This window comes from Janthinobacterium sp. GW822-FHT07A03, from assembly GCF_058798815.1.
This window is the reverse complement of record NZ_JBXAKW010000007.1, coordinates 348,391-365,961: the sequence shown is the minus strand read 5'-3', so window position 1 is coordinate 365,961 and position 17,571 is coordinate 348,391. Positions and strand designations below refer to the sequence as shown.

Annotated in this window: 19 protein-coding genes, 4 tRNA genes and 1 riboswitch; of the genes, 8 read left to right on the top strand and 15 right to left on the bottom strand. The window is 61.3% G+C overall.

Annotated features, from left to right (window positions below):
- Positions 1 to 28 precede the first annotated feature (28 nt).
- Both AC1RJW_RS21475 and AC1RJW_RS21470 read right to left on the bottom strand, forming a co-directional pair.
- Positions 29 to 634 carry an IMPACT family protein gene (locus AC1RJW_RS21475; RefSeq protein WP_493046752.1) on the bottom strand — a complete coding sequence of 202 codons (606 nt, stop codon included), beginning with the start codon at positions 632 to 634 and terminating at the stop codon, positions 29 to 31.
- A 66-nt stretch (positions 635 to 700) separates the two neighbouring features.
- Positions 701 to 958 carry a hypothetical protein gene (locus tag AC1RJW_RS21470; protein ID WP_070290669.1) on the bottom strand — a complete coding sequence of 86 codons (258 nt, stop codon included), beginning with the start codon at positions 956 to 958 and terminating at the stop codon, positions 701 to 703.
- A gap of 123 nt (positions 959 to 1,081) precedes the next feature.
- On the opposite strand from AC1RJW_RS21470, the gene AC1RJW_RS21465 reads away from it, so the two are divergent.
- Positions 1,082 to 1,798, top strand: a complete 717-nt coding sequence (locus tag AC1RJW_RS21465; protein WP_493046822.1) for an AraC family transcriptional regulator — start codon at positions 1,082 to 1,084, stop codon at positions 1,796 to 1,798.
- A gap of 239 nt (positions 1,799 to 2,037) precedes the next feature.
- Here AC1RJW_RS21465 and AC1RJW_RS21460 read toward each other — a convergent pair whose 3' ends face one another.
- The 3 genes from AC1RJW_RS21460 to AC1RJW_RS21450 form a co-directional block, all read right to left on the bottom strand.
- A complete protein-coding gene (locus tag AC1RJW_RS21460) occupies positions 2,038 to 2,571 on the bottom strand; it encodes a hypothetical protein (RefSeq protein WP_493046751.1) in 534 nt (177 codons plus the stop codon).
- Positions 2,572 to 3,030: 459 nt separating this feature from the next.
- Positions 3,031 to 3,106 (bottom strand) — tRNA-Lys (locus tag AC1RJW_RS21455).
- A gap of 71 nt (positions 3,107 to 3,177) precedes the next feature.
- Positions 3,178 to 3,253: transfer RNA gene (locus tag AC1RJW_RS21450), tRNA-Lys, on the bottom strand.
- 131 nt (positions 3,254 to 3,384) lie between these two features.
- Between AC1RJW_RS21450 and AC1RJW_RS21445 the strand changes: the two genes are divergently transcribed.
- Positions 3,385 to 3,843 carry a MarR family winged helix-turn-helix transcriptional regulator gene (locus AC1RJW_RS21445; RefSeq protein ID WP_493046750.1) on the top strand — a complete coding sequence of 153 codons (459 nt, stop codon included), beginning with the start codon at positions 3,385 to 3,387 and terminating at the stop codon, positions 3,841 to 3,843.
- Complete coding sequence (locus AC1RJW_RS21440; RefSeq protein WP_493046749.1) at positions 3,840 to 5,345, top strand: MDR family MFS transporter; 1,506 nt, start codon at positions 3,840 to 3,842, stop codon at positions 5,343 to 5,345. The genes AC1RJW_RS21445 and AC1RJW_RS21440 overlap by 4 nt, the downstream gene beginning before the upstream one ends.
- Here the strand turns inward: AC1RJW_RS21440 and AC1RJW_RS21435 are convergent.
- A complete protein-coding gene (locus AC1RJW_RS21435) occupies positions 5,339 to 6,427 on the bottom strand; it encodes an NADH:flavin oxidoreductase/NADH oxidase (protein ID WP_493046748.1) in 1,089 nt (362 codons plus the stop codon). The two genes, AC1RJW_RS21440 and AC1RJW_RS21435, sit on opposite strands and share 7 nt — an antisense overlap.
- A gap of 106 nt (positions 6,428 to 6,533) precedes the next feature.
- Between AC1RJW_RS21435 and AC1RJW_RS21430 the strand changes: the two genes are divergently transcribed.
- The 4 genes from AC1RJW_RS21430 to AC1RJW_RS21415 all read left to right on the top strand — a co-directional run bounded on the left by AC1RJW_RS21430 (position 6,534) and on the right by AC1RJW_RS21415 (position 10,009).
- Positions 6,534 to 6,851 (top strand): ArsR/SmtB family transcription factor, encoded by a 318-nt coding sequence (locus AC1RJW_RS21430; protein WP_493046747.1) that lies wholly within the window; start codon positions 6,534 to 6,536, stop codon positions 6,849 to 6,851.
- Positions 6,852 to 6,939: 88 nt separating this feature from the next.
- Positions 6,940 to 8,328, top strand: coding sequence for a hypothetical protein (locus tag AC1RJW_RS21425; protein WP_493046746.1), 1,389 nt, complete (start codon positions 6,940 to 6,942; stop codon positions 8,326 to 8,328).
- A gap of 129 nt (positions 8,329 to 8,457) precedes the next feature.
- On the top strand, positions 8,458 to 9,588 hold the full coding sequence (locus AC1RJW_RS21420; RefSeq protein WP_493046745.1) for an acyltransferase family protein: 1,131 nt from the start codon (positions 8,458 to 8,460) through the stop codon (positions 9,586 to 9,588).
- A 121-nt stretch (positions 9,589 to 9,709) separates the two neighbouring features.
- A complete protein-coding gene (locus AC1RJW_RS21415) occupies positions 9,710 to 10,009 on the top strand; it encodes a BrnA antitoxin family protein (protein WP_493046744.1) in 300 nt (99 codons plus the stop codon).
- A 45-nt stretch (positions 10,010 to 10,054) separates the two neighbouring features.
- Here the strand turns inward: AC1RJW_RS21415 and AC1RJW_RS21410 are convergent.
- From AC1RJW_RS21410 to ybgC, 9 genes are all read right to left on the bottom strand, one after another.
- A tRNA-Lys gene (locus AC1RJW_RS21410) sits at positions 10,055 to 10,130 on the bottom strand.
- Positions 10,131 to 10,219: 89 nt separating this feature from the next.
- A tRNA-Lys gene (locus AC1RJW_RS21405) sits at positions 10,220 to 10,295 on the bottom strand.
- 67 nt (positions 10,296 to 10,362) lie between these two features.
- Positions 10,363 to 11,121 (bottom strand): tol-pal system protein YbgF, encoded by a 759-nt coding sequence (ybgF, locus tag AC1RJW_RS21400; RefSeq protein ID WP_493046743.1) that lies wholly within the window; start codon positions 11,119 to 11,121, stop codon positions 10,363 to 10,365.
- A 135-nt stretch (positions 11,122 to 11,256) separates the two neighbouring features.
- Complete coding sequence (gene pal, locus AC1RJW_RS21395) at positions 11,257 to 11,778, bottom strand: peptidoglycan-associated lipoprotein Pal (protein WP_071078728.1); 522 nt, start codon at positions 11,776 to 11,778, stop codon at positions 11,257 to 11,259.
- A gap of 43 nt (positions 11,779 to 11,821) precedes the next feature.
- Positions 11,822 to 13,090 (bottom strand): Tol-Pal system beta propeller repeat protein TolB, encoded by a 1,269-nt coding sequence (gene tolB / locus AC1RJW_RS21390; RefSeq protein WP_493046821.1) that lies wholly within the window; start codon positions 13,088 to 13,090, stop codon positions 11,822 to 11,824.
- A 5-nt stretch (positions 13,091 to 13,095) separates the two neighbouring features.
- Entirely contained in the window at positions 13,096 to 14,115 is a 1,020-nt protein-coding gene (tolA, locus tag AC1RJW_RS21385) for a cell envelope integrity protein TolA (RefSeq protein WP_493046742.1), read from the bottom strand.
- A gap of 48 nt (positions 14,116 to 14,163) precedes the next feature.
- Complete coding sequence (locus tag AC1RJW_RS21380; RefSeq protein WP_242428498.1) at positions 14,164 to 14,604, bottom strand: ExbD/TolR family protein; 441 nt, start codon at positions 14,602 to 14,604, stop codon at positions 14,164 to 14,166.
- Between the two features lie 15 nt (positions 14,605 to 14,619).
- On the bottom strand, positions 14,620 to 15,309 hold the full coding sequence (tolQ, locus tag AC1RJW_RS21375) for a protein TolQ (RefSeq protein ID WP_046682323.1): 690 nt from the start codon (positions 15,307 to 15,309) through the stop codon (positions 14,620 to 14,622).
- 46 nt (positions 15,310 to 15,355) lie between these two features.
- On the bottom strand, positions 15,356 to 15,757 hold the full coding sequence (ybgC, locus tag AC1RJW_RS21370; protein ID WP_493046741.1) for a tol-pal system-associated acyl-CoA thioesterase: 402 nt from the start codon (positions 15,755 to 15,757) through the stop codon (positions 15,356 to 15,358).
- Between the two features lie 315 nt (positions 15,758 to 16,072).
- A riboswitch (ZMP/ZTP riboswitch) is annotated at positions 16,073 to 16,197 on the top strand.
- Between the two features lie 111 nt (positions 16,198 to 16,308).
- On the opposite strand from ybgC, the gene glyA reads away from it, so the two are divergent.
- Positions 16,309 to 17,556, top strand: a complete 1,248-nt coding sequence (glyA, locus tag AC1RJW_RS21365; RefSeq protein WP_034759173.1) for a serine hydroxymethyltransferase — start codon at positions 16,309 to 16,311, stop codon at positions 17,554 to 17,556.
- Positions 17,557 to 17,571: the final 15 nt, after the last annotated feature.

Sequence of the window (17,571 nt, the reverse complement as noted above, 5' to 3'; positions counted from 1 at the left end):
AAGCGCCATGGGTTCTGCTCTTTGGTGATCAGCCAGCAGTCATGTCCTGCGCGTCCAGCCACTGTATCCGCCCATTGCCCGCCTCATGCAGATGGGCGAGCAGGGCGGTGGCCGCCGTTTCAGGCAGGCTGAAGTCGAACAACACGTCTGCGCCGTGTTCCACGTTCAGCAAGGTGGCGCCGGCGCCGTCGAGTTCGCGGCGCAGCATGCCCTCCATCGCATACGGCACCGTGCAGCGCAGGGTTCGCTGGCGCACGATGGCCGTCTTTTCCGCCTGCAATAACGCTTGCGCCACGCTGTCCGTGTAGGCGCGCACCAGGCCGCCCGCGCCGAGCTTGATCCCGCCGAAGTAGCGCACGACGGTGGCCAGCACGCCTTCGAGGTCCTGGTGGCGCAGCACGTCGAGCATGGGCCTCCCGGCCGTGCCGCTCGGTTCGCCATCGTCGACGGCCGCCGACTGCCCGCCCGCCAGCAGCGCCCAGCACACATGGCAGGCGCCCGGATGCTGCGCCTTCAAGTCATTGACCACCTGCTGCGCGCTGGCGCGGTCCGTCATCGGCTGCACGCAACCGATGAAGCGGCTTTTCTTGATGATCAGTTCGCTGTGGACGGGGGCGGCAATGGTAAACGGCATGGCAGGTGCGAAGGCGGGCAAAGCAGCATGATAGAGGAAATGCGCGCCGGGGACGAGTCAGCCCGCTCACGCGGCCGCGACGGCCACCAGTTCGCGCAGCGCCGCATCGCGCACCTGCAGGATCTCGAACAGTCCCAGTGCATGCAGGGCGGGCAAGGCGTCGACAATGTCGCGCTCGGCGATGGCCTTGTCCTCGACGCTGCTGGCGTCGTCCAGCCACAGCCGGGCATTGGCCAGAAAAGCGCCTACCGTGCCCTTGCGCACGGTGACGCCATTGAACTGGCCCTGGTTTTGTTGATCCGGTAAGACGTCTTCTGCACGCATGGTGAACTCCTGAGGGTTGGAAAGACTTCACTGTATGATGGCCGGATTGTCTTGCCTGCGTTGTTTATGTCATTCGATACGTCAAATCCGCCAATCTTGCCGCCAGTACCGCTGCTGCGCGCCATGCGCATTGTCCAGCCGCAGGAAAGGGTGACGGGGGCGCACCGCCATGCCAGCGGCCAGCTGTTCGGCGCCATGCGAGGCTTGCTCTCCGTTGCCGCCGACAGCGGCCAGTGGGTGGTGCCGGCCAGCCACTGCGTGTGGGTGCCGCCCCATCATATGCACGCGCTGCGTTCGCACGGTCCGTTTGCGGGCTGGAGCGTGTACGTGGACGAGGCCAGCTGCGCCGGCTTGCCGGCCGCGCCTTGCGTGATGCGGGTCTCTGGCTTGCTGCGCGAGGCGGTGGGCCGTGCCAGCGTCTGGGACGAGGGCGCGCTGGACGCGCGGCAAGCCCGGGTGGCGGGCGTGATCCTCGACGAAATCGCCGCCGCGCCGCACGAATCCTTCGGCTTGCCCCTGCCCACGGACCCGCGCCTGCTGCGCGTGGCGCGCGCCGTGCTTGACGACCTGGCCGACGAGCGTGGCGTGGAAGCGCTGGCCGCCTGGGCCGGCGTCTCGCCGCGCACCCTGGCGCGCCGATTCACGATCGAGACGGGCTTTACCCCGTCCGCCTGGCGCCAGCGCGCCCGCATCCTGCGCGCCCTGGAACGATTGGCCGCCGGCCAGCCCGTCACGACGATTGCGCTGGACCTGGGCTACGACAACGTCAGCGCCTTCATCGCCATGTTCAAGCGGGTGATGGGGGTGACGCCGGGGAGGTATGGGGAGGGGATAGAATAGTTGGCGTGGAAAACAAAAACGCCAACTGTTAAAGGTTGGCGTTTTTTTGCTACCGAATACTATATTAGTAGGCAGAGCAGGGTTCGAGTCTGTGACGAAAGGATTGAATTCTTGCACCAAAACCGGGATGTAGCCGTATAAAAAGTAATCCTCAACGAAGAGGTATTCCATATTTTTATATTGGTTCTTGTAAGAGTCAATTATTTTAAGTTATTTGAGAATTGCGAAGGAATAGAGTCTTATGGCAATTTTACGCATAGACCAGAGTTTGGTCCCGGTGGCAGTCCTAATGCCGTGTCAACGCCGACGTTAGTGCGAAGGTCATTCAAGAGGGCTTCTGCTGACATGGGCTGACCGATCATTCCCTCGGACGCGGAACGAGCATTGCTCACCTCCTTTGCCCTGTACACGATGAGCTCGGGGATTTTCTCTTCCATGGCCCGAAGACAAAGAGCTCGCATATAAAAACGATTAAACTCACCCTCCGCCAACATTTCGTGGGCGTTACTTCGCATGATTGGCGGTTTTGAGTAGCCGCCAGATGCAAGTTTGCGTGGCTTCTCATGGGATTTCAGGCACGCTAATAGTGATTCAGCAAGAGTGGAATCGTCCCCGTTTCTGGCTGCGTCGAGAAGAAGTGTTGGATAGTTTGCGCAACCTTCTTCAGTAAGATTGTCACTGAAGTACAGCGTTTCGGCTTGCAGGTCACTATTAATCTCTGACGTCATAAACGTACGTGTCCGTACGTCCAAGTGGTGATGTTCGAGCGGCATTATTTTTCTCCAATTTTTACGTAGTCTCTGTTTACTAAAAATTCGAATCACCAATTCATCATATATGACAGTTCCAAAAAACCCATTTTGAATAAAATTTCCACTTGAAGCATACTATTTATAATTGTGGAGATGTTTACGGTTTGATGGATGATTTTTAAATGAAATTGACGGAGGAAATGCTGTGTCGAATTGATGCTTTAAAGAGAATACTCCTTAGATTTCGCTCAATCTACATACTTTGTAACGCTGAGGATAAAAGGATGTGGGTTGGTCAGGCTCCACTGATAAAAGAAGGAAAAGAGAGTGCTTAAGATTGTAGGGGGAATGGGGTCTGCGGGTGCTGGTAGTGGGTAAAACTGTTCTAGACAAGAATATACCTTGCTGGAATATGCTCAAAAGGCTAGGGAGCGTATAACAAAAAAGCCAACCGCGAACGGTTGGCTTCTCTGAAGTATTTGGTAGGCCGTGCGGGATTCGAACCTGCGACCAACGGATTAAAAGTCCGCTGCTCTACCAGCTGAGCTAACGACCCAAAAACTTTTTACTACTACTGCGGTAACGCTGTGCCGTATCAACATGCTTGCCATGATGACGGCTGAATCTTGGTAGGCCGTGCGGGATTCGAACCTGCGACCAACGGATTAAAAGTCCGCTGCTCTACCAGCTGAGCTAACGACCCAAGGGCGGCTATTATGACGGCCATCGGCGGTTTTGGGAAGGGCTGGACGGGGCAAGGACGGAAAAAAAGCCTTGCGTGCCCCTCATGCACGGGCTAATATGGATAGATAGCCTACCTATTTATGTGATCCCATGCCCATTACCGAAGACCTTCCCATCCCCGAGCGAGCGCTGGCGCTGTCCGATGACTTGCGCGTGGCGTTCAAGCGCCTGTTGCGCGCCATGCAGCGCGAAGGGGGCGAGCTGGAGGGCGGCGTATCGATGATGCAGTACATGCTGCTGGCCCTGATCCACGAGCAGCCCGGCATCGGCGTGGCCGCGCTGGCGCGGCTGCAGAATGTGCGCGGGCCGACCGTCAGCGCCCAGGTCAAGTCGCTCGAAGAGGCGGGGCTGGTCGAGCGTAGCGCGCCCGATCCGCAGGACCGCCGGCGTTCGGGCCTGCAGGTGTCCGCGCAAGGCTTAACCATGCTCGAAACCTTGCGCGCGCGGCGCCGCGATGCGCTGGCGCGGCGCATCGCCCGCTTGTCGCCGCAGCAGGTCGATGCGCTGGAAGCCGCCATGCAGCCGCTGCTCGAGATCGGCCAAGCATGAGCCGCCACGATCAAGCCGCAGGCGCAGACAAGGACGCCGTAAAACCCGTCACCGAGCGCGAAGTGCGCGCCATCTACCTGGGCCTGATGGCCGTGCTGGGCCTCGGTGCGCTGGACCAGAGCATCGTCGCCACGGCCTTGCCGCGCATCGTCGACGACCTGGGCGGCATGGCGCATCTGTCGTGGGTGGTCACGGCGTATGTGCTGGCCTCGACGGCCACCATGCCCTTGTACGGCAAGCTGGCCGACCAGTATGGCCGCCGCCCCATGATCTTCACGGCCCTGCTGACCTTCTTGCTCGGCTCCGTGCTGTGCGGGCTGGCGCAGAACATGACGGAACTGATCATCTTCCGCGCCATCCAGGGCTTGGGTGCGGGCGGCTTCATGCCGCTGGCGCAGATCATCATCGGCGACATCGTGCCGCCTGCCGAACGGGGCAAGCGGCAGGGCATGGTGCCCATCGTATTTGCCGTCACCAGCGTGCTGGGCCCCGTGCTGGGCGGCGTCATCACGGATGCCTTGTCGTGGCACTGGATTTTCTATGTGAACCTGCCCATCGGCGCGGCTGCCTTTGTCATCATCGCGCGCACCATGCGCAAGCCGGCGCGCACGCATGCGCACAAGATCGACTACCTGGGTTCCGCCTTGCTGACGGGCGCCATCACGGCGGCCCTGCTGGTGCTGGCGCTGGGCGGCACGGAGTGGCCGTGGGACTCTCTCGCCATCAAGGTGTGCGGCGGCATCGCCCTGTTGCTGGGCGCCTGGCTGGCCTTCCACGTGGGCAGGGTGGACGAACCCGTGCTGCCGCCCGACCTGTTCGAAAACCGCACCTTCAATATCGCCAGCCTGGTGATGGCCATGACCTTCATGGGCCTGATGGGCGCCAGCGTCTTCTTTCCCCTGTTCTTCCAGCTGGTGATGGGTACGAGTCCCGCCGAATCGGGCGTGATGACGGTGGCGATGATGGTGGGGCTGGTGGCGTCGTCGATGTTCAATGGCCGGGTGCTGTCGCGCTCTGGCAAGTACAAGATGGTGCAGGTGGCGGGGCTGGCGGTGGCGCTGCTGGCGTTTGCCGTGCTGGCCTGGGCCATGGAAACGTCGCGCGGCTACTGGATCATCGAGCCGGCCATCTTCCTGCTCGGCACGGGGTTGGGCCTGGTGATGCCGAACATGACGATCGCCGTGCAAAATGCCTTGCCCCTGGCGCGCCGCGGCGTGGGCACGGCCATGCTGGCCTTTTTCCGCTCGCTGGGCGGCTTGCTGGGCGTGACGGCGTCCGGCGCCATCCTCGCGCACCAGCTGCACAAGCATGGCGTGGAAGCCGTGTCGGCGCTGGGCGCGCATGCGGCGGTGCAGACGGTCGAGGTGTACCGTCATGCGATCGCCAGCGTGTTTGGCGCCGGCGCCGTGCTGCTGCTGGTGGGACTGGTCGCCTTGCTGTTCCTGCCGGAACTGCCTCTGGAAGGGCATCCGGCAGCGGCGAAGGCGAAAGGTGATCAGTAGCGCTCGAGCCAGTGCGCGTACGGCGCCGGCAGGGTCCACGAGGCGCGTTCCACGCCGAGTTCCTTGGCGGCAAAGTATGCCCAGTGCGGATTGGCCAGGTGCGCCTTGCCGACCATCACCACGTCCAGCTGTTCGTCCTTGACGACGCGCTCGGCGATGGCCGGCGTGCCGAAGCCCCAGGCGGACGAGACAGGCACGCTCGCCTCCGTGCGCACGCGCTCGGCAATCGGTCCCATGAAGGCCGGGCCCCACGGAATCGATACGTCGGGAATGGTAAAGCCCATGCTGACGCTGATCATGTCCATGCCGGCATCCTTGAACTGGCGCACGAGGCCGATGGATTCGAGCAGGGTTTGCTCGTCGCGGCCGTCGAATTCCAGCACGCCGAAGCGGATGGTCAGCGGCAGGTGCTCTGGCCACACTTCACGCACGGCTTTCAATGTTTCCAGCAGGAAGCGGCTGCGGTTTTCCACGCTGCCGCCATAGATGTCGTCGCGCTGGTTCGAGTGGGCCGAAAAGAAGCTTTGCGCCAGGTAGCCGTGGGCAAAGTGCAGTTCCAGCCATTCGAAGCCCACTTCGCGGGCGCGTACGGCCGCGTCGACGAAGTTCTGTTTCACGCGGGCGATATCGTCGAGGTCCATGGCGCGCGGCACTTTCGGCAGGCCGCCGCCGAAGGCGATGGCGGACGGGGCGATGGTTTGCCAGCCGCGCGCGTCGCCTTCAGGAATGTGGTCGTCGCCTTCCCATGGGCGGTTGGCGCTGGCCTTGCGGCCCGCGTGGGCGATCTGGATGCCGGGCACGGAGCCGGCCGCCTTGATGGCTTTTACGACGGGCACGAAGGCTTGCGCCAGGTCATCGTTCCAGATGCCCGTGCAGCCGGGCGTGATGCGGCCTTCCGGTGCCACGGCCGTCGCTTCGACGATCACCAGCCCGGCGCCGCCACGGGCCATGCCCGCGTAATGCGACAGATGCCAGTCGTTGGCCTGGCCATCGACGGCCATGTACTGGCACATGGGCGGCACGGCGATGCGGTTGCGCAGGGTGACATTTTTGAGGGTGTAGGGCTGGAAGAGGGCGGACATGGTGGCCTTTGTGTGTGTTGATGAAAAGATAGGGAGATGCTGATTCGGTAGTTCGTAAATATTCGAAGAATGGAATTAGTATAGCGCATGCTGTATGATTCTGCTCATGCGTCCACACAAACATCCCCCCGCCAGCGAATTCGTGCTCGAAAGAGTGCTGTACGCCTTGAGCGATTCCATTCGCCTCGACATCGTGCGCCACCTGGCTAGAGTCGACGCGGCCGCTTGCGGCGATCTCGACGGCGGGCGGCCGAAATCGACCGTTTCCCACCATTTCAAGGTCTTGCGCGAAGCGGGCCTCGTCTACACGGAAAATGCGGGCACGACGCACATGAACACCCTGCGCCGCGCCGATATCGAGAGCCGTTTCCCCGGCTTGCTCGACGCCATCCTCGCACAGCAGCCGCAAGCGAATCCGCCCTGAGTCAGTCCTGAATCTGCCGTAGAATGCCTGCAAGATTGCCGAATTTGCAGCATGGGCGGGCAGTCCTGACCTGAAGGGCTGACGACGCATGAAAATTTTTGCACGGTACCGCTGGTGGTACGCCGCCGCTTTCGTATTGCTGACTGGCTGCTGGCCTTACACGGAGCCGGCCACGGGCGAATATGCCGCCGTGCTGCGGCGCGGCGAAAAGGTGACCAAGGCCGATACCTACGGGCGGTTTGCCGCCTTGTCGGTCGAGTACCGCCAGGGCGGCGGCTCCCTGATGTCCGCCGAGAACCACTCCATGCGGCTGATACATAACGACAAAATCGTCGTCAAAACCACGGATGGCATCGAACGCTGGACCGATTTTGCCCAGCCCGTGTATTTCGTCAAGCGGCAGGAAGACGACGGCATGCTGGCGCTGGTCCACGAGCAGGCGGGCAAGGCCGTGGTCGAGAAGATTGCGGCGTCGGAATACGGCTACCGTGGCAACGAGACGTACATGCATGGCTTTCCCCTGTCCCCGGGTGTGCGCTATTTTCCCGGCGACCAGCGTCCCGGTTTCCTGTTGCGTGGCTTGCCGCTGAAAACCACCGTGCTGCCCAGTCCGCCCGAAGGCGACGGCCACCTGCAAGCCTATGTTCTGGCGGCCATCTCGCCCGACGGGGCATCGTTTGCCTATGTCGACAGCGAATATGCGCCGTCCGTGGTGCTGGTGGTCGATGCGGACGGCAAGCGGCGCGATCCCATTCCCTTGCCGAGAATCTACCTGGCTGACGCGCCGATCTACCAATTCAACCCCTACGAGCGGCTGTGGGCCTGGTCCCGCACGGCGCTGACATGGCACAAAAACCGCACGGGCGGCTGGGAGGTCAGGCCGGACGGTGTCGCGCCGGGCGCGGCCGGCGCGCGTAATGCTGTCGAGGAATTGTTTATCAGCGATCAAACGGGCTACCGCAGCTGTTTTGCCGCCGCCAATGCCGCCTGCCTGCCGGGCTGGCGCACGCCGGACGCCGCCGAGCTGCGCCGTACTTTGCCGGGCGATGGCGACGCGCCGCCGTTTGCCTACGTGCCGTCAGCCCCTGTAAGCGCCTTTGGCGCCGGGATCGGCTTGCTGTTGTTGTCCAGGGGCTGCTGCAGCGTGGCGTCTTACCACCTGTATCTGGATGGCGCGCCGGCAGCGGTGACGGCGCAGTTGTCCGCGCGCTTGCGCGAAAGCAAGACGCCGTTCGTGCGCGTCGACGCGTGTCCGCGCCGCGCTGGCAATGACGGCAAGTGCGCGGCGCAGCTGGCGCAGCAGATCAAGCGGCCGGAATCGCTGGGGCGCGAGCTGGAGCAGTTGCTCGACACTTGGGACGGGCAGGATGGCATGCTGTTCGTCATGCCGTCGATGGTGGTCGCGGTGCGCGCGAACGCGCAGGGTGGCAGCATCATCCAGACCCTGTTGCGTGCCGATTTTTCGCGCAAGGACTGATATCGCTCATCTGCCGCGCGTCACCGAAGTGCCAGGCTCGGCTATCATGTCGGCCTTTCGGTAAATCCTCAGCCGCGCGCCTGTTGCGCGATGGGCTGGCGACGAGACCTGGCACGGCAAGGATTGGGAATGACGGCAGCAGCAGTGGTATCACAGGCGGACCTGGCACATCGTCCGCAGTTTGGCTGGATCAATGGTTTGAAGGCAGGCGCGGCGCAGTTGATCGTGTTGCATCACCTGGCGTTTTACGGGCCCATGTCCGACTACGTGCAGCCCCTGTGGCCCGAGTTGCTGGGCTGGCTGGGCGGCAGCGCGCGCATCGCCGTGCAAGTCTTTCTCGTCATCGGCGGCTTTCTCGTCGCCAAATCCCTCTCGCCCGCCGGCCGTCCCGGCATCGCCACGCCGCTGCAGGCCGTCTGGCGCCGCTATGCCAAGCTGGCGCCGCCTTTCCTGGCCGCTACCTTGCTTGCCGCAGTGATTACGCCTGTGGCCGGCATCTGGATGATGCACGACTCCATGTCGGCCGCCGTCACCCTGGGCCAGCTGAGCGCCCATGCCTTGCTGCTGCACGGCGTGCTGGGCTATGAATCGCTGTCGGCCGGCGCCTGGTACGTGGCCATCGATTTCCAGCTGTATATGCTGACGGTATCGCTGCTGTGGCTGGGCGGCCGCCTGGCGGGCCAGCGGCGCATGGGCTGGCTGATGCCGCTGGCCGTCACCGTAGGCATCGTGTTTTCCCTGCTGTATTTCAATCTCGACGCCGGCTGGGACAATTGGGCGCCGTATTTTTTCGGCAGCTATGGCCTGGGCATGCTGGCCTGGTGGGCCAGCGACCCGGTCCGCAAGCCGGGCGCCATGACCGCGCTCATGGCCATGGCCGCCGTGCCCGTGCTGCTGGCCCTGGCCGTCGACTACCGCAGCCGCATCGCGCTGGCGCTGATCGTCGCCTGCGCCCTGTTCCTGTTCGGCCGCGCCCGCACGCCGTCGCAGGGCGGCGCCTGGAACATCGTCAATACCCTGGGCCGGATTTCGTATGCCGTCTTCCTCGTGCACTTCCCCGTCAGCCTGCTGGTGAATGCGCTGTTTATCAGCTATGTCCCGCTCGAGCCGGAGTGGCAGGCGCTGGGCATGCTGACGGCCTGGGGCGCCAGCCTGGCGGCCGGCGCCGCGTTTTACCGCTGGGTGGAGGTGCCGCTGGGGCGGGTCGTGGGCGGCATGGCGGCGCAGCTGGCCGGGAGGCAGGTGTTGGTGTCGCGTTGAGACCAGGGATGTAGCTTTCCGATGGTGCCTTGCTTCGAAAACAGGGCTGGATGTTTCCATTATTTGTTACTACAATAAATAATGAAAATCACTTTTGATGCCGTTAGGTTGACGAAAGCAAATGAACGCGAAATCGCAAAATGCTGGCAAAGCCTCGGTTGATCCGGACGATGCGTCCGAATTGACGGACGGTTTTTTCGAGCAGGGCGTCTGGCAAGTGGGCGACAAGCCCGTTTCCCGTCCCGAGGCGCAACAGGAAGTGGCGCGCCGCCGCGGCAGGCCCGCCGGCACTGGCGGCAAAGTCAGCACGACCATACGCTTCGACGCCGAGATCCTTGATGCCTTCAAGGCCACCGGTGATGGCTGGCAAACGCGCATGAATGATGCGCTGAAGGAGTGGTTGCGATCCAGGCAAGCCTAGAAAACAAAAAAGCCAACCGCGAACGGTTGGCTTCTCTGAAGTATTTGGTAGGCCGTGCGGGATTCGAACCTGCGACCAACGGATTAAAAGTCCGCTGCTCTACCAGCTGAGCTAACGACCCAAAAACTTTATACTACAACTTCGGTAACACTGTGCCGTAAAAAAATGCTTGCTATAACAACTCGCAAGCAGATCAGTACTGCGTATTCGTGGTAGGCCGTGCGGGATTCGAACCTGCGACCAACGGATTAAAAGTCCGCTGCTCTACCAGCTGAGCTAACGACCCGAAGAAGAAAGATTATAGGGGGTGCCCGGGATTCTGTCAAACCTAACGGGCAACTTTTTCCCCGCTTTTACTTTTTGCCGCCCCGTTCCTTGGCGGCCTGGGCCGCGCTGGAGTCCGGGTAGCGCGAGATCAGCGCGTTCAGGGTCTTGGTGGCGTTCGGCTTGTCTTTCAGCTCCGTGTAGCAGCTGGCGATGTTGAGCATGGCGTCGGCCGCCTTCGGGCTGTCCGGGTAGTTCTTCAGCACTGCCTGCTGGGCGCTGATGGCGCTCTTGCAGTCGCGCTGGGCGTAATAGGCGTTGCCCAGCCAGTATTGCGCATTGGCGGCATAGGCCGATTCCGGATAGCGTTTCACGAAGCCGTCCAGTGCCGTGACGGCGCCCTTGTAGTCGCCCGACTTGAACAGGCCGAACGCGGATTCGTACGCGCTTTGCTCGGACACGCCCACGGCCGCTTCCTGGCCGTCGATGGTGACCTGGCGCGGTTCCAGCTTGCGCAGGCGCGCGTCGATGTCGGTGTAGAAATCCTTCTGGCGCTTTTGCACATTCGCCAGGTCGTTGCCCAGCACTTCGATCTGGCCGCGCAGGCGGGCGATCTCCTGCATGGTCTGGTCGTGCTGGTTGATCAGGCTCAAGGTGCTGGTCTTGTCCGCCTTGGCGTCGATGCGGCTGTTCAGGTCGCGCGCCATCGCGTCGACCTTGGCGCGCAGCTCCAGGATGGCCTTGCGTGCTTCGTCGTCGTCGAACAGGGCGGCGTTGGCGTGCAGGGGCAGGTAGGCAAACGCGGCCATCAAGGCGGCGGCGACGCCGGCTTTCGAGAATGTCATCATGGGTCGGGCTTTCTAAGGTTACGCAAAACATGCAAACGGGGCGCCGGGCGGTGAATCACCGCGCTGCGCCCCATTATTATGCCTATGACTGGCCAGTTAGGTAAGCGCCAATGCTGCTGCGCTCACCCGTCAACATCAATAAACGATGTCAGCGCGGCGGTTTTCAGCCCATGCTGCTTCGTTGCTGCCTTGTGCTTTAGGCTTTTCTTTGCCCAGCGACACGGCTTCCATCTGGCCTTCCGGCACGCCCAGGGCAGCCATCGACTTGCGCACGGCTTCAGCACGTTTCTGGCCCAGGGCCAGGTTGTACTCGGCGCCGCCGCGTTCATCGGTGTTACCTTGGATCAGGATCTTGCGTGCTGGGGTTTTCACCAGGTAAGCAGCGTGGTTTTGCACGACTGGGGTGTCCGCTTCGCGCACGACGTATTTGTCGAAGTCGAAGTAGATGCTGCGGTTAGCCAGCACGCCTTTTGGATCGTCCAGTGGATCGACCGATGCGGTCGTTACTGGCTGAACTTGACGGGTGTCAACTGGTGCGACGACTTTTTCAGGAGCGCGCTCAACCACTGGGGTTTCTGCTACTTTGACTGGGGTGCTGCAGGCGGACAGCAGAGCTGCGGTAGCGGCGATGAAAGCCAAACTTTTAAAGTTACTCATTTTTATTCTCCGGGTCATGGTTAAAGGTGAAACTGTACAGCATTTACTTCATAAAAGGACCCCAGGTGGGCTCCTTGATATTGCCAGCTTGCGTAGTCAAACGCTGTTTGACGCGGCCATCCACCGATACCACTGCCAGCGACTTGCGTCGTCCGGATTCGGTCGCGTACATGATATATTTCCCGTTGGGCGAAAAGCTCGGTGATTCGTCGTTGGCGGTGTCCGACAGGCGCAGTTCCTGGCCACTAGCCAGGTCGAGCGCGTAGAGCTGGAAATTGCCGTCGCGACGGGAAATATAAGCGAGTGTCTTCCCGTCGGAGGAGATCCGCGGGCTGATGTTGTAGGAGCCGCCAAACGTCACGCGCTTGGCTTCGCCGCCGCTGGTCGACATGCGGTAGATTTGTGGTCCGCCGCTGCGATCGCTGGTGAAGTAAATGCTTTGGCCATCGGCCGAGAATTGGGGTTCCGTATCGATGCCGCTGCTGTTGCTGACGCGGCGCAAGCCGCTGCCGTCGGCATTGACGGTGTAGACCTGGGTATGGCCATCGCGCGACAGGGCCACGGCCAGGCGCGAACCGTCCGGGCTCCAGCTCGGCGCCGAATTGCTGCCTTTTTCGTTCGAGACGATGGTGCGCTGGCGCGTCACCAGGTTTTGCACGTAGACGATGGGCTTTTTCTTTTCAAACGACACATACGCCACCTTGGTGCCATCCGGCGACCACGACGGCGAAATGATCGGCTCGTTCGAACGCAGGGCGACCTGGATGCCTTCGCCATCGGCGTCGGCGATTTCCAGGCGGTATTCGCGGCCCGATTGCGTGACGTAGGCGATGCGCGTGGCGAACGCGCCTTTGACGCCCGTCAACTTCTCATAGATATCATCGGCGATCTTGTGCGCCAGCAAGCGGTTGAATTGCGGCGCGGCCGCATTGTTCATGCTGGAGATCTGGGCGCCCTTGATGGTGTCGAACAGCTTGTAGCGCACGTCCAGGCGGCCATCGGCCATGCTTTGCACGCTGCCGGCCGCCAGCGCGTCGGCGCCGCGCGATTTCCACTGCTCGTAGCTGACGGGCGCCGTTTCCGACACGGGCGCATCGGCGTCGATCAGCTTGAACACGCCGCTGCGCGCCAGGTCGGCCTTGATAATGCCCGACAGCGATTGCGGCGCCGCCGATTCATTGACAAAGCTGGCGACTGCCACCGGGATCTGGTTGCTGCCGATCCCCGTAATTTCCACGCGCAATTGCGCCTGGGCGCCGGCCGCGCCCAGCATCAGGCTGGCGCAGAGCACGACATAGCTCATTTTTTTCATGGTCATCATTTAGGCAAATCCTTCATCTCGAATATGAGTTCAATCTCGCGTTCCACGGTGCCGTCTTTTTTCTTCGGCAGTGGCGACGATTTATTAATGGCGTTTTCCACCGAGCTGTCATACGCCGGCAGGCCGCTACTTTTTATCTTTCGGACCGAAATAATTTCCCCAGTTGGCAGTTGCTCGATCTTGAACACGGCGCGCGGGTTGCCCGGCACGTCCGTGCTACCGCTGTATGCGATATTGCTCTTGATCTTGCTCGTCAGGGCAGCGACATAGCCGCTGTCCTTGCGTGGCGCGGTCGCTTTCGCGGCCGTGCCCGTCGTGCCGGCGCCCGCCGCACCCGTGATGCGGCTCATTTCCGCGTCACGCGCCTTGTCGGCGGCTTTTTTCTCTTCCGCCGCTTTTTTCGCCTTGGCGGCTTTTTCCGCCGCCGCTTTTTTCTCGGACAGTTCTTTCTCGGCTTTTTCTTCCGCCGCTTTTTCTTTCTCTTTGGCCAGCTTGGCTTTCTCCAGCTTGTCGGCCTTTTCTTTTTCCAGCTTTTCAGCCTTGTCTTTTTCTTTCTGCTTCTGTTTTTCCAGTTCGCGCTTTTCTTCCTCGCGTTCCTTCTGTTCCTGCTTGCGGCGTTCTTCCGTTGCCGCTTTCTCTTTTTCTTCTTTCAGCTTGGCCTTCTTGCGTTCCAGGGCGATCTCTGCCTCGCGCAGATCGACCTTCGGCTCGGGCGCGGCCACGGGCGGCGGTGGCGGCGGGGCAGGCTGTTCCACTTGCGGTTCCGGCGGCGGCGTCGGTGTCGGCTCCGGTTGCGTCGCCACTTCGGGCGGCGGCGCGGCCGTCTGTACTTTCAGGTCCCACACTTCCGCTTCGACGGCGACAGGTTCCGTATTTTGCCAGTGTACGCCCACCCACAGGAAAAACAGCAGGCCAAGGTGCATCGCCAGCGCCAGGCCCAGCGAGGGCCAGCGGCTGCGTTCGCGCGGCACGCTGTAGGGCTTGCCGAGTACATGGTCGATTTGTTTGGTCTGCAAAGTCTAGTCTATCTAAAAACGGTCAAGTCTGGAAACAGGGTGCTGCGCTTACTTGGTGGCCAGGCCGACGCGGGTAATGCCCATCTTTTTCGCTTCCGAAATGAGCTGGATCACATCGTCGTACTTGCTTTCCTTGTCTCCCGCGATCATCACGGGATAGTCGGGATTGCTTTCGTGCAGGCCGCGCAGCTTGCGCAGCAGGGCGTCGCGGTTCGGTTCCGTTTCCGGCGACAGCTGTTCCTTGCCGATCACGCCGATCGACAGCGAACCATTTGGTTTCAGCACGATCTGAATATAGTCATCGGGCGGTTTCGCCGACCTTTCCGCGTTGGGCAGGTTCACCACGCTGGGATTGTTCGACGACGGCATCACCATGAAAATGATCAGCAGCACCAGCATCACGTCGATGTACGGCACGACGTTGATTTCCGACTTGAACTTGCGGCCACGGCCGCCGCGCATGCCGCCGCTATTGAATGAGGAACCCATGGACGCTGCTCCCTCTTAGCGCGACTGGCGCTGCAAGATGTTGGAGAATTCCTCGACGAAGCTCTCGAAGCGGATCGCCAGGCGGTCGATGTCATGCGAAAAACGGTTGTAGGCGACGACGGCGGGAATCGCGGCGAACAGGCCGATGGCGGTGGCGATCAGCGCTTCGGCAATGCCGGGCGCGACGGCGGCCAGGGTAGCTTGCTGCACGTTGGCCAGGCCGCGGAAGGCGTTCATGATGCCCCAGACGGTGCCGAGCAGGCCGATGTAGGGCGAGACGGAGCCGACGGAAGCGAGGAAGGCCAGGTGCGATTCGAGTACGTCCATTTCGCGCTGGAAGGCGGCGCGCATGGCGCGGCGTGCGCCGTCGAGCACGGCGCCCACGTCCAGCGCTTCGCGCGAACCGTAGGAAGCCTTGCCCTTGATGAATTCGCCCATGCCGGCGTCAAAGATACGGGCCAGCGCGCCGCTCTGGTCGCGGTTGCCGCTGGCGTTTTGATGCAGCGCATGCAGGTTGCCGCCGGCCCAGAAGCTGCGTTCGAATTCGATGGTTTGCTTGCGCGCCTGGCGCACGGCAAACATCTTGCGGAAAATGTAGGTCCAGCTGGTCAGGGAAATCAGCAGCAGCAGGGCCATGATCAGTTGCACGATCAAATGGGCATTGGTGATGAGCGCGAGGAAAGAAAGATCTTGTGTAACGTTCATTGGCTGGCAGTCTGTTGGGTGAATTATCCGGGGGTGGCAGTAGGGCTCAGGCGGCGCGCATGCGGGCCGCGACGGCATCGGGCACGGCGCGCGGGCGCAGTGCCGAGTCGACGCAGCCGATCTTGACGCGGGCCGTGTTGAGCAGGCGCTCGCCGCACCAGGCTTGTTGCAGGAAAACGATGGAGGCGCGCCCCATTTTTTCTATGCTTAGGGTTAATCTTACCGTGTCATCGAGCCTGGCTGGCGCATGATAGTCGGCGTTGACGCTTTTGACAACGAACATTGCGTCGTGCTGTTCCAGCAATTGCTGCTGGCCCACGTCGATGGCGCGCAGCCATTCGGTGCGCGCGCGTTCGAAGAATTTCAGGTAGTTAGCGTAATAGACGATGCCGCCGGCGTCGGTGTCTTCATAGTAGACACGTACGTTCCAGGTAAAGACTGAAGGCATGTTTATTGCGCCAGTAGTGAGATTGAGCAACATTTTACGCGATTTTTCTTCTTGTGACTGTGGGCGCTTGCTGGAAAGCCATGCAAAAGCAGCATATAAGTTGCACCGCAGCATTGTAAATCCGGGGTGGGCAATGGCAAGCCTCGTAACATACGCTTACAAGCAGCAGCCAGGTTTAAGTCCAGCTTAAGCGCCGCGGCCGTGCCCCGGGGCGGCCCGTGGCCGTGCCCGGGCTGCGGTGGCGCGCGGCGATTATAGCTGCACGGTTGCATTCCTTGCTCAATTTGGGCACTTAACTTACAATTTGACTTCCATTACGTCTCACGTGACTGGCGAAAAGTCGGGCGATCTCCATGAATGGCGATCGGCAAACCGGCGAAAGGTGGGCACCCACCGGGAAACGTGAGATTTTTCATCAGCCGTTCGCCTGGGTAGCCACTATGGAAAAGCACGAAGAGGCTGCCTATCCAATGTTGTTATTCACTTAACGCCGGCTCCCCTCATTCGATCCAACCTGCCAGTACAAGCACCCTCATACTTGGAGTTTTTACATGTTTGCAAAAGATCACACCCTCGCCAACGTCGATCCTGAATTGTTCGCCGTCATTCAAAAAGAAAACACGCGCCAGCACGACCATATCGAGCTGATCGCGTCGGAGAACTACACGTCGCCAGCCGTAATGGAAGCGCAAGGCTCGCAGTTGACGAACAAGTACGCCGAAGGCTACCCGGGCAAGCGCTACTACGGCGGCTGCGAATACGTCGACGTGGCCGAGCAACTGGCCATCGACCGCGTGAAACAGCTGTTCGGCGCCGAATGCGCGAACGTGCAGCCGAATTCCGGCTCGCAGGCGAACCAGGGCGTGTTCTTCGCCATGCTGAAACCAGGCGACCTGATCATGGGCATGTCGCTGGCCGAAGGCGGTCACCTGACCCACGGCATGCCGCTGAACATGTCCGGCAAATGGTTTGACGTCGTGTCGTATGGCTTGACGGCGGAAGAAGACATCGACTACGAGGCGATGGAACGCCTGGCCCGCGAACGCAAGCCGAAACTGATCATCGCCGGCGCATCGGCCTTCTCGAAAAAGATCGACTTCGAACGCTTCAGCAAGATCGCCAAGGAAGTGGGCGCCTACTTCATGGTCGACATGGCCCACTACGCGGGCCTGATCGCCGCCGGCCTGTACCCGAATCCGGTGCCGTTCGCCGACTTCGTCACCTCGACCACGCACAAATCGTTGCGCGGCCCGCGCGGCGGCATCATCCTGATGAAGGCCGAACACGAAAAAGCCATCAACTCGGCCATCTTCCCCGGCATCCAGGGCGGCCCGCTGATGCACGTGATCGCCGGCAAGGCCGTTGCCTTCAAGGAAGCGCTGAGCCCTGAATTCGTCGAATACCAGAAGCAAGTGATCAAGAACGCCGACGTGCTGGCGAAGACCCTGATCAAGCGCGGCCTGCGCATCGTGTCCGGCGGCACGGAATCGCACGTCATGCTGGTCGACCTGCGCGCCAAGAACCTGACGGGCAAGGAAGCGGAAGCCATCCTCGGTTCCGCGCACATCACCTGCAACAAGAACGGCATCCCGAATGACCCGCAAAAACCCTTCGTCACCTCGGGCATCCGCCTGGGCAGCCCGGCGATGACGACGCGCGGTTTCAAGGAAGCGCAAGCGGAAGAAGTGGGCAACCTGATCGCCGACGTGCTGGACAATCCGCATGACGCCGCCACCATCGAGCGCGTGAAAGCGGCCGTGAAAGTGCTGGCCGACGCGCACCCTGTGTACGCAGCATAATTATTTGTCCAGAAT

Coding starts and splice junctions, on each gene's coding strand:
- AC1RJW_RS21380 (WP_242428498.1), bottom strand. CDS start 14,604: ATGGGTTCCTCATTCAATAGCGGCGGCATGCGCGGCGGCCGTGGCCGC.
- AC1RJW_RS21425 (WP_493046746.1), top strand. CDS start 6,940: ATGAAAATTTTTGCACGGTACCGCTGGTGGTACGCCGCCGCTTTCGTA.
- AC1RJW_RS21415 (WP_493046744.1), top strand. CDS start 9,710: ATGAACGCGAAATCGCAAAATGCTGGCAAAGCCTCGGTTGATCCGGAC.
- pal (WP_071078728.1), bottom strand. CDS start 11,778: ATGAGTAACTTTAAAAGTTTGGCTTTCATCGCCGCTACCGCAGCTCTG.
- AC1RJW_RS21470 (WP_070290669.1), bottom strand. CDS start 958: ATGCGTGCAGAAGACGTCTTACCGGATCAACAAAACCAGGGCCAGTTC.
- glyA (WP_034759173.1), top strand. CDS start 16,309: ATGTTTGCAAAAGATCACACCCTCGCCAACGTCGATCCTGAATTGTTC.
- AC1RJW_RS21465 (WP_493046822.1), top strand. CDS start 1,082: ATGCGCATTGTCCAGCCGCAGGAAAGGGTGACGGGGGCGCACCGCCAT.
- tolQ (WP_046682323.1), bottom strand. CDS start 15,309: ATGAACGTTACACAAGATCTTTCTTTCCTCGCGCTCATCACCAATGCC.
- AC1RJW_RS21445 (WP_493046750.1), top strand. CDS start 3,385: ATGCCCATTACCGAAGACCTTCCCATCCCCGAGCGAGCGCTGGCGCTG.
- AC1RJW_RS21460 (WP_493046751.1), bottom strand. CDS start 2,571: ATGCCGCTCGAACATCACCACTTGGACGTACGGACACGTACGTTTATG.
- ybgC (WP_493046741.1), bottom strand. CDS start 15,757: ATGCCTTCAGTCTTTACCTGGAACGTACGTGTCTACTATGAAGACACC.
- AC1RJW_RS21420 (WP_493046745.1), top strand. CDS start 8,458: ATGACGGCAGCAGCAGTGGTATCACAGGCGGACCTGGCACATCGTCCG.
- AC1RJW_RS21440 (WP_493046749.1), top strand. CDS start 3,840: ATGAGCCGCCACGATCAAGCCGCAGGCGCAGACAAGGACGCCGTAAAA.
- tolB (WP_493046821.1), bottom strand. CDS start 13,090: ATGAAAAAAATGAGCTATGTCGTGCTCTGCGCCAGCCTGATGCTGGGC.
- AC1RJW_RS21430 (WP_493046747.1), top strand. CDS start 6,534: ATGCGTCCACACAAACATCCCCCCGCCAGCGAATTCGTGCTCGAAAGA.
- AC1RJW_RS21435 (WP_493046748.1), bottom strand. CDS start 6,427: ATGTCCGCCCTCTTCCAGCCCTACACCCTCAAAAATGTCACCCTGCGC.
- ybgF (WP_493046743.1), bottom strand. CDS start 11,121: ATGATGACATTCTCGAAAGCCGGCGTCGCCGCCGCCTTGATGGCCGCG.
- AC1RJW_RS21475 (WP_493046752.1), bottom strand. CDS start 634: ATGCCGTTTACCATTGCCGCCCCCGTCCACAGCGAACTGATCATCAAG.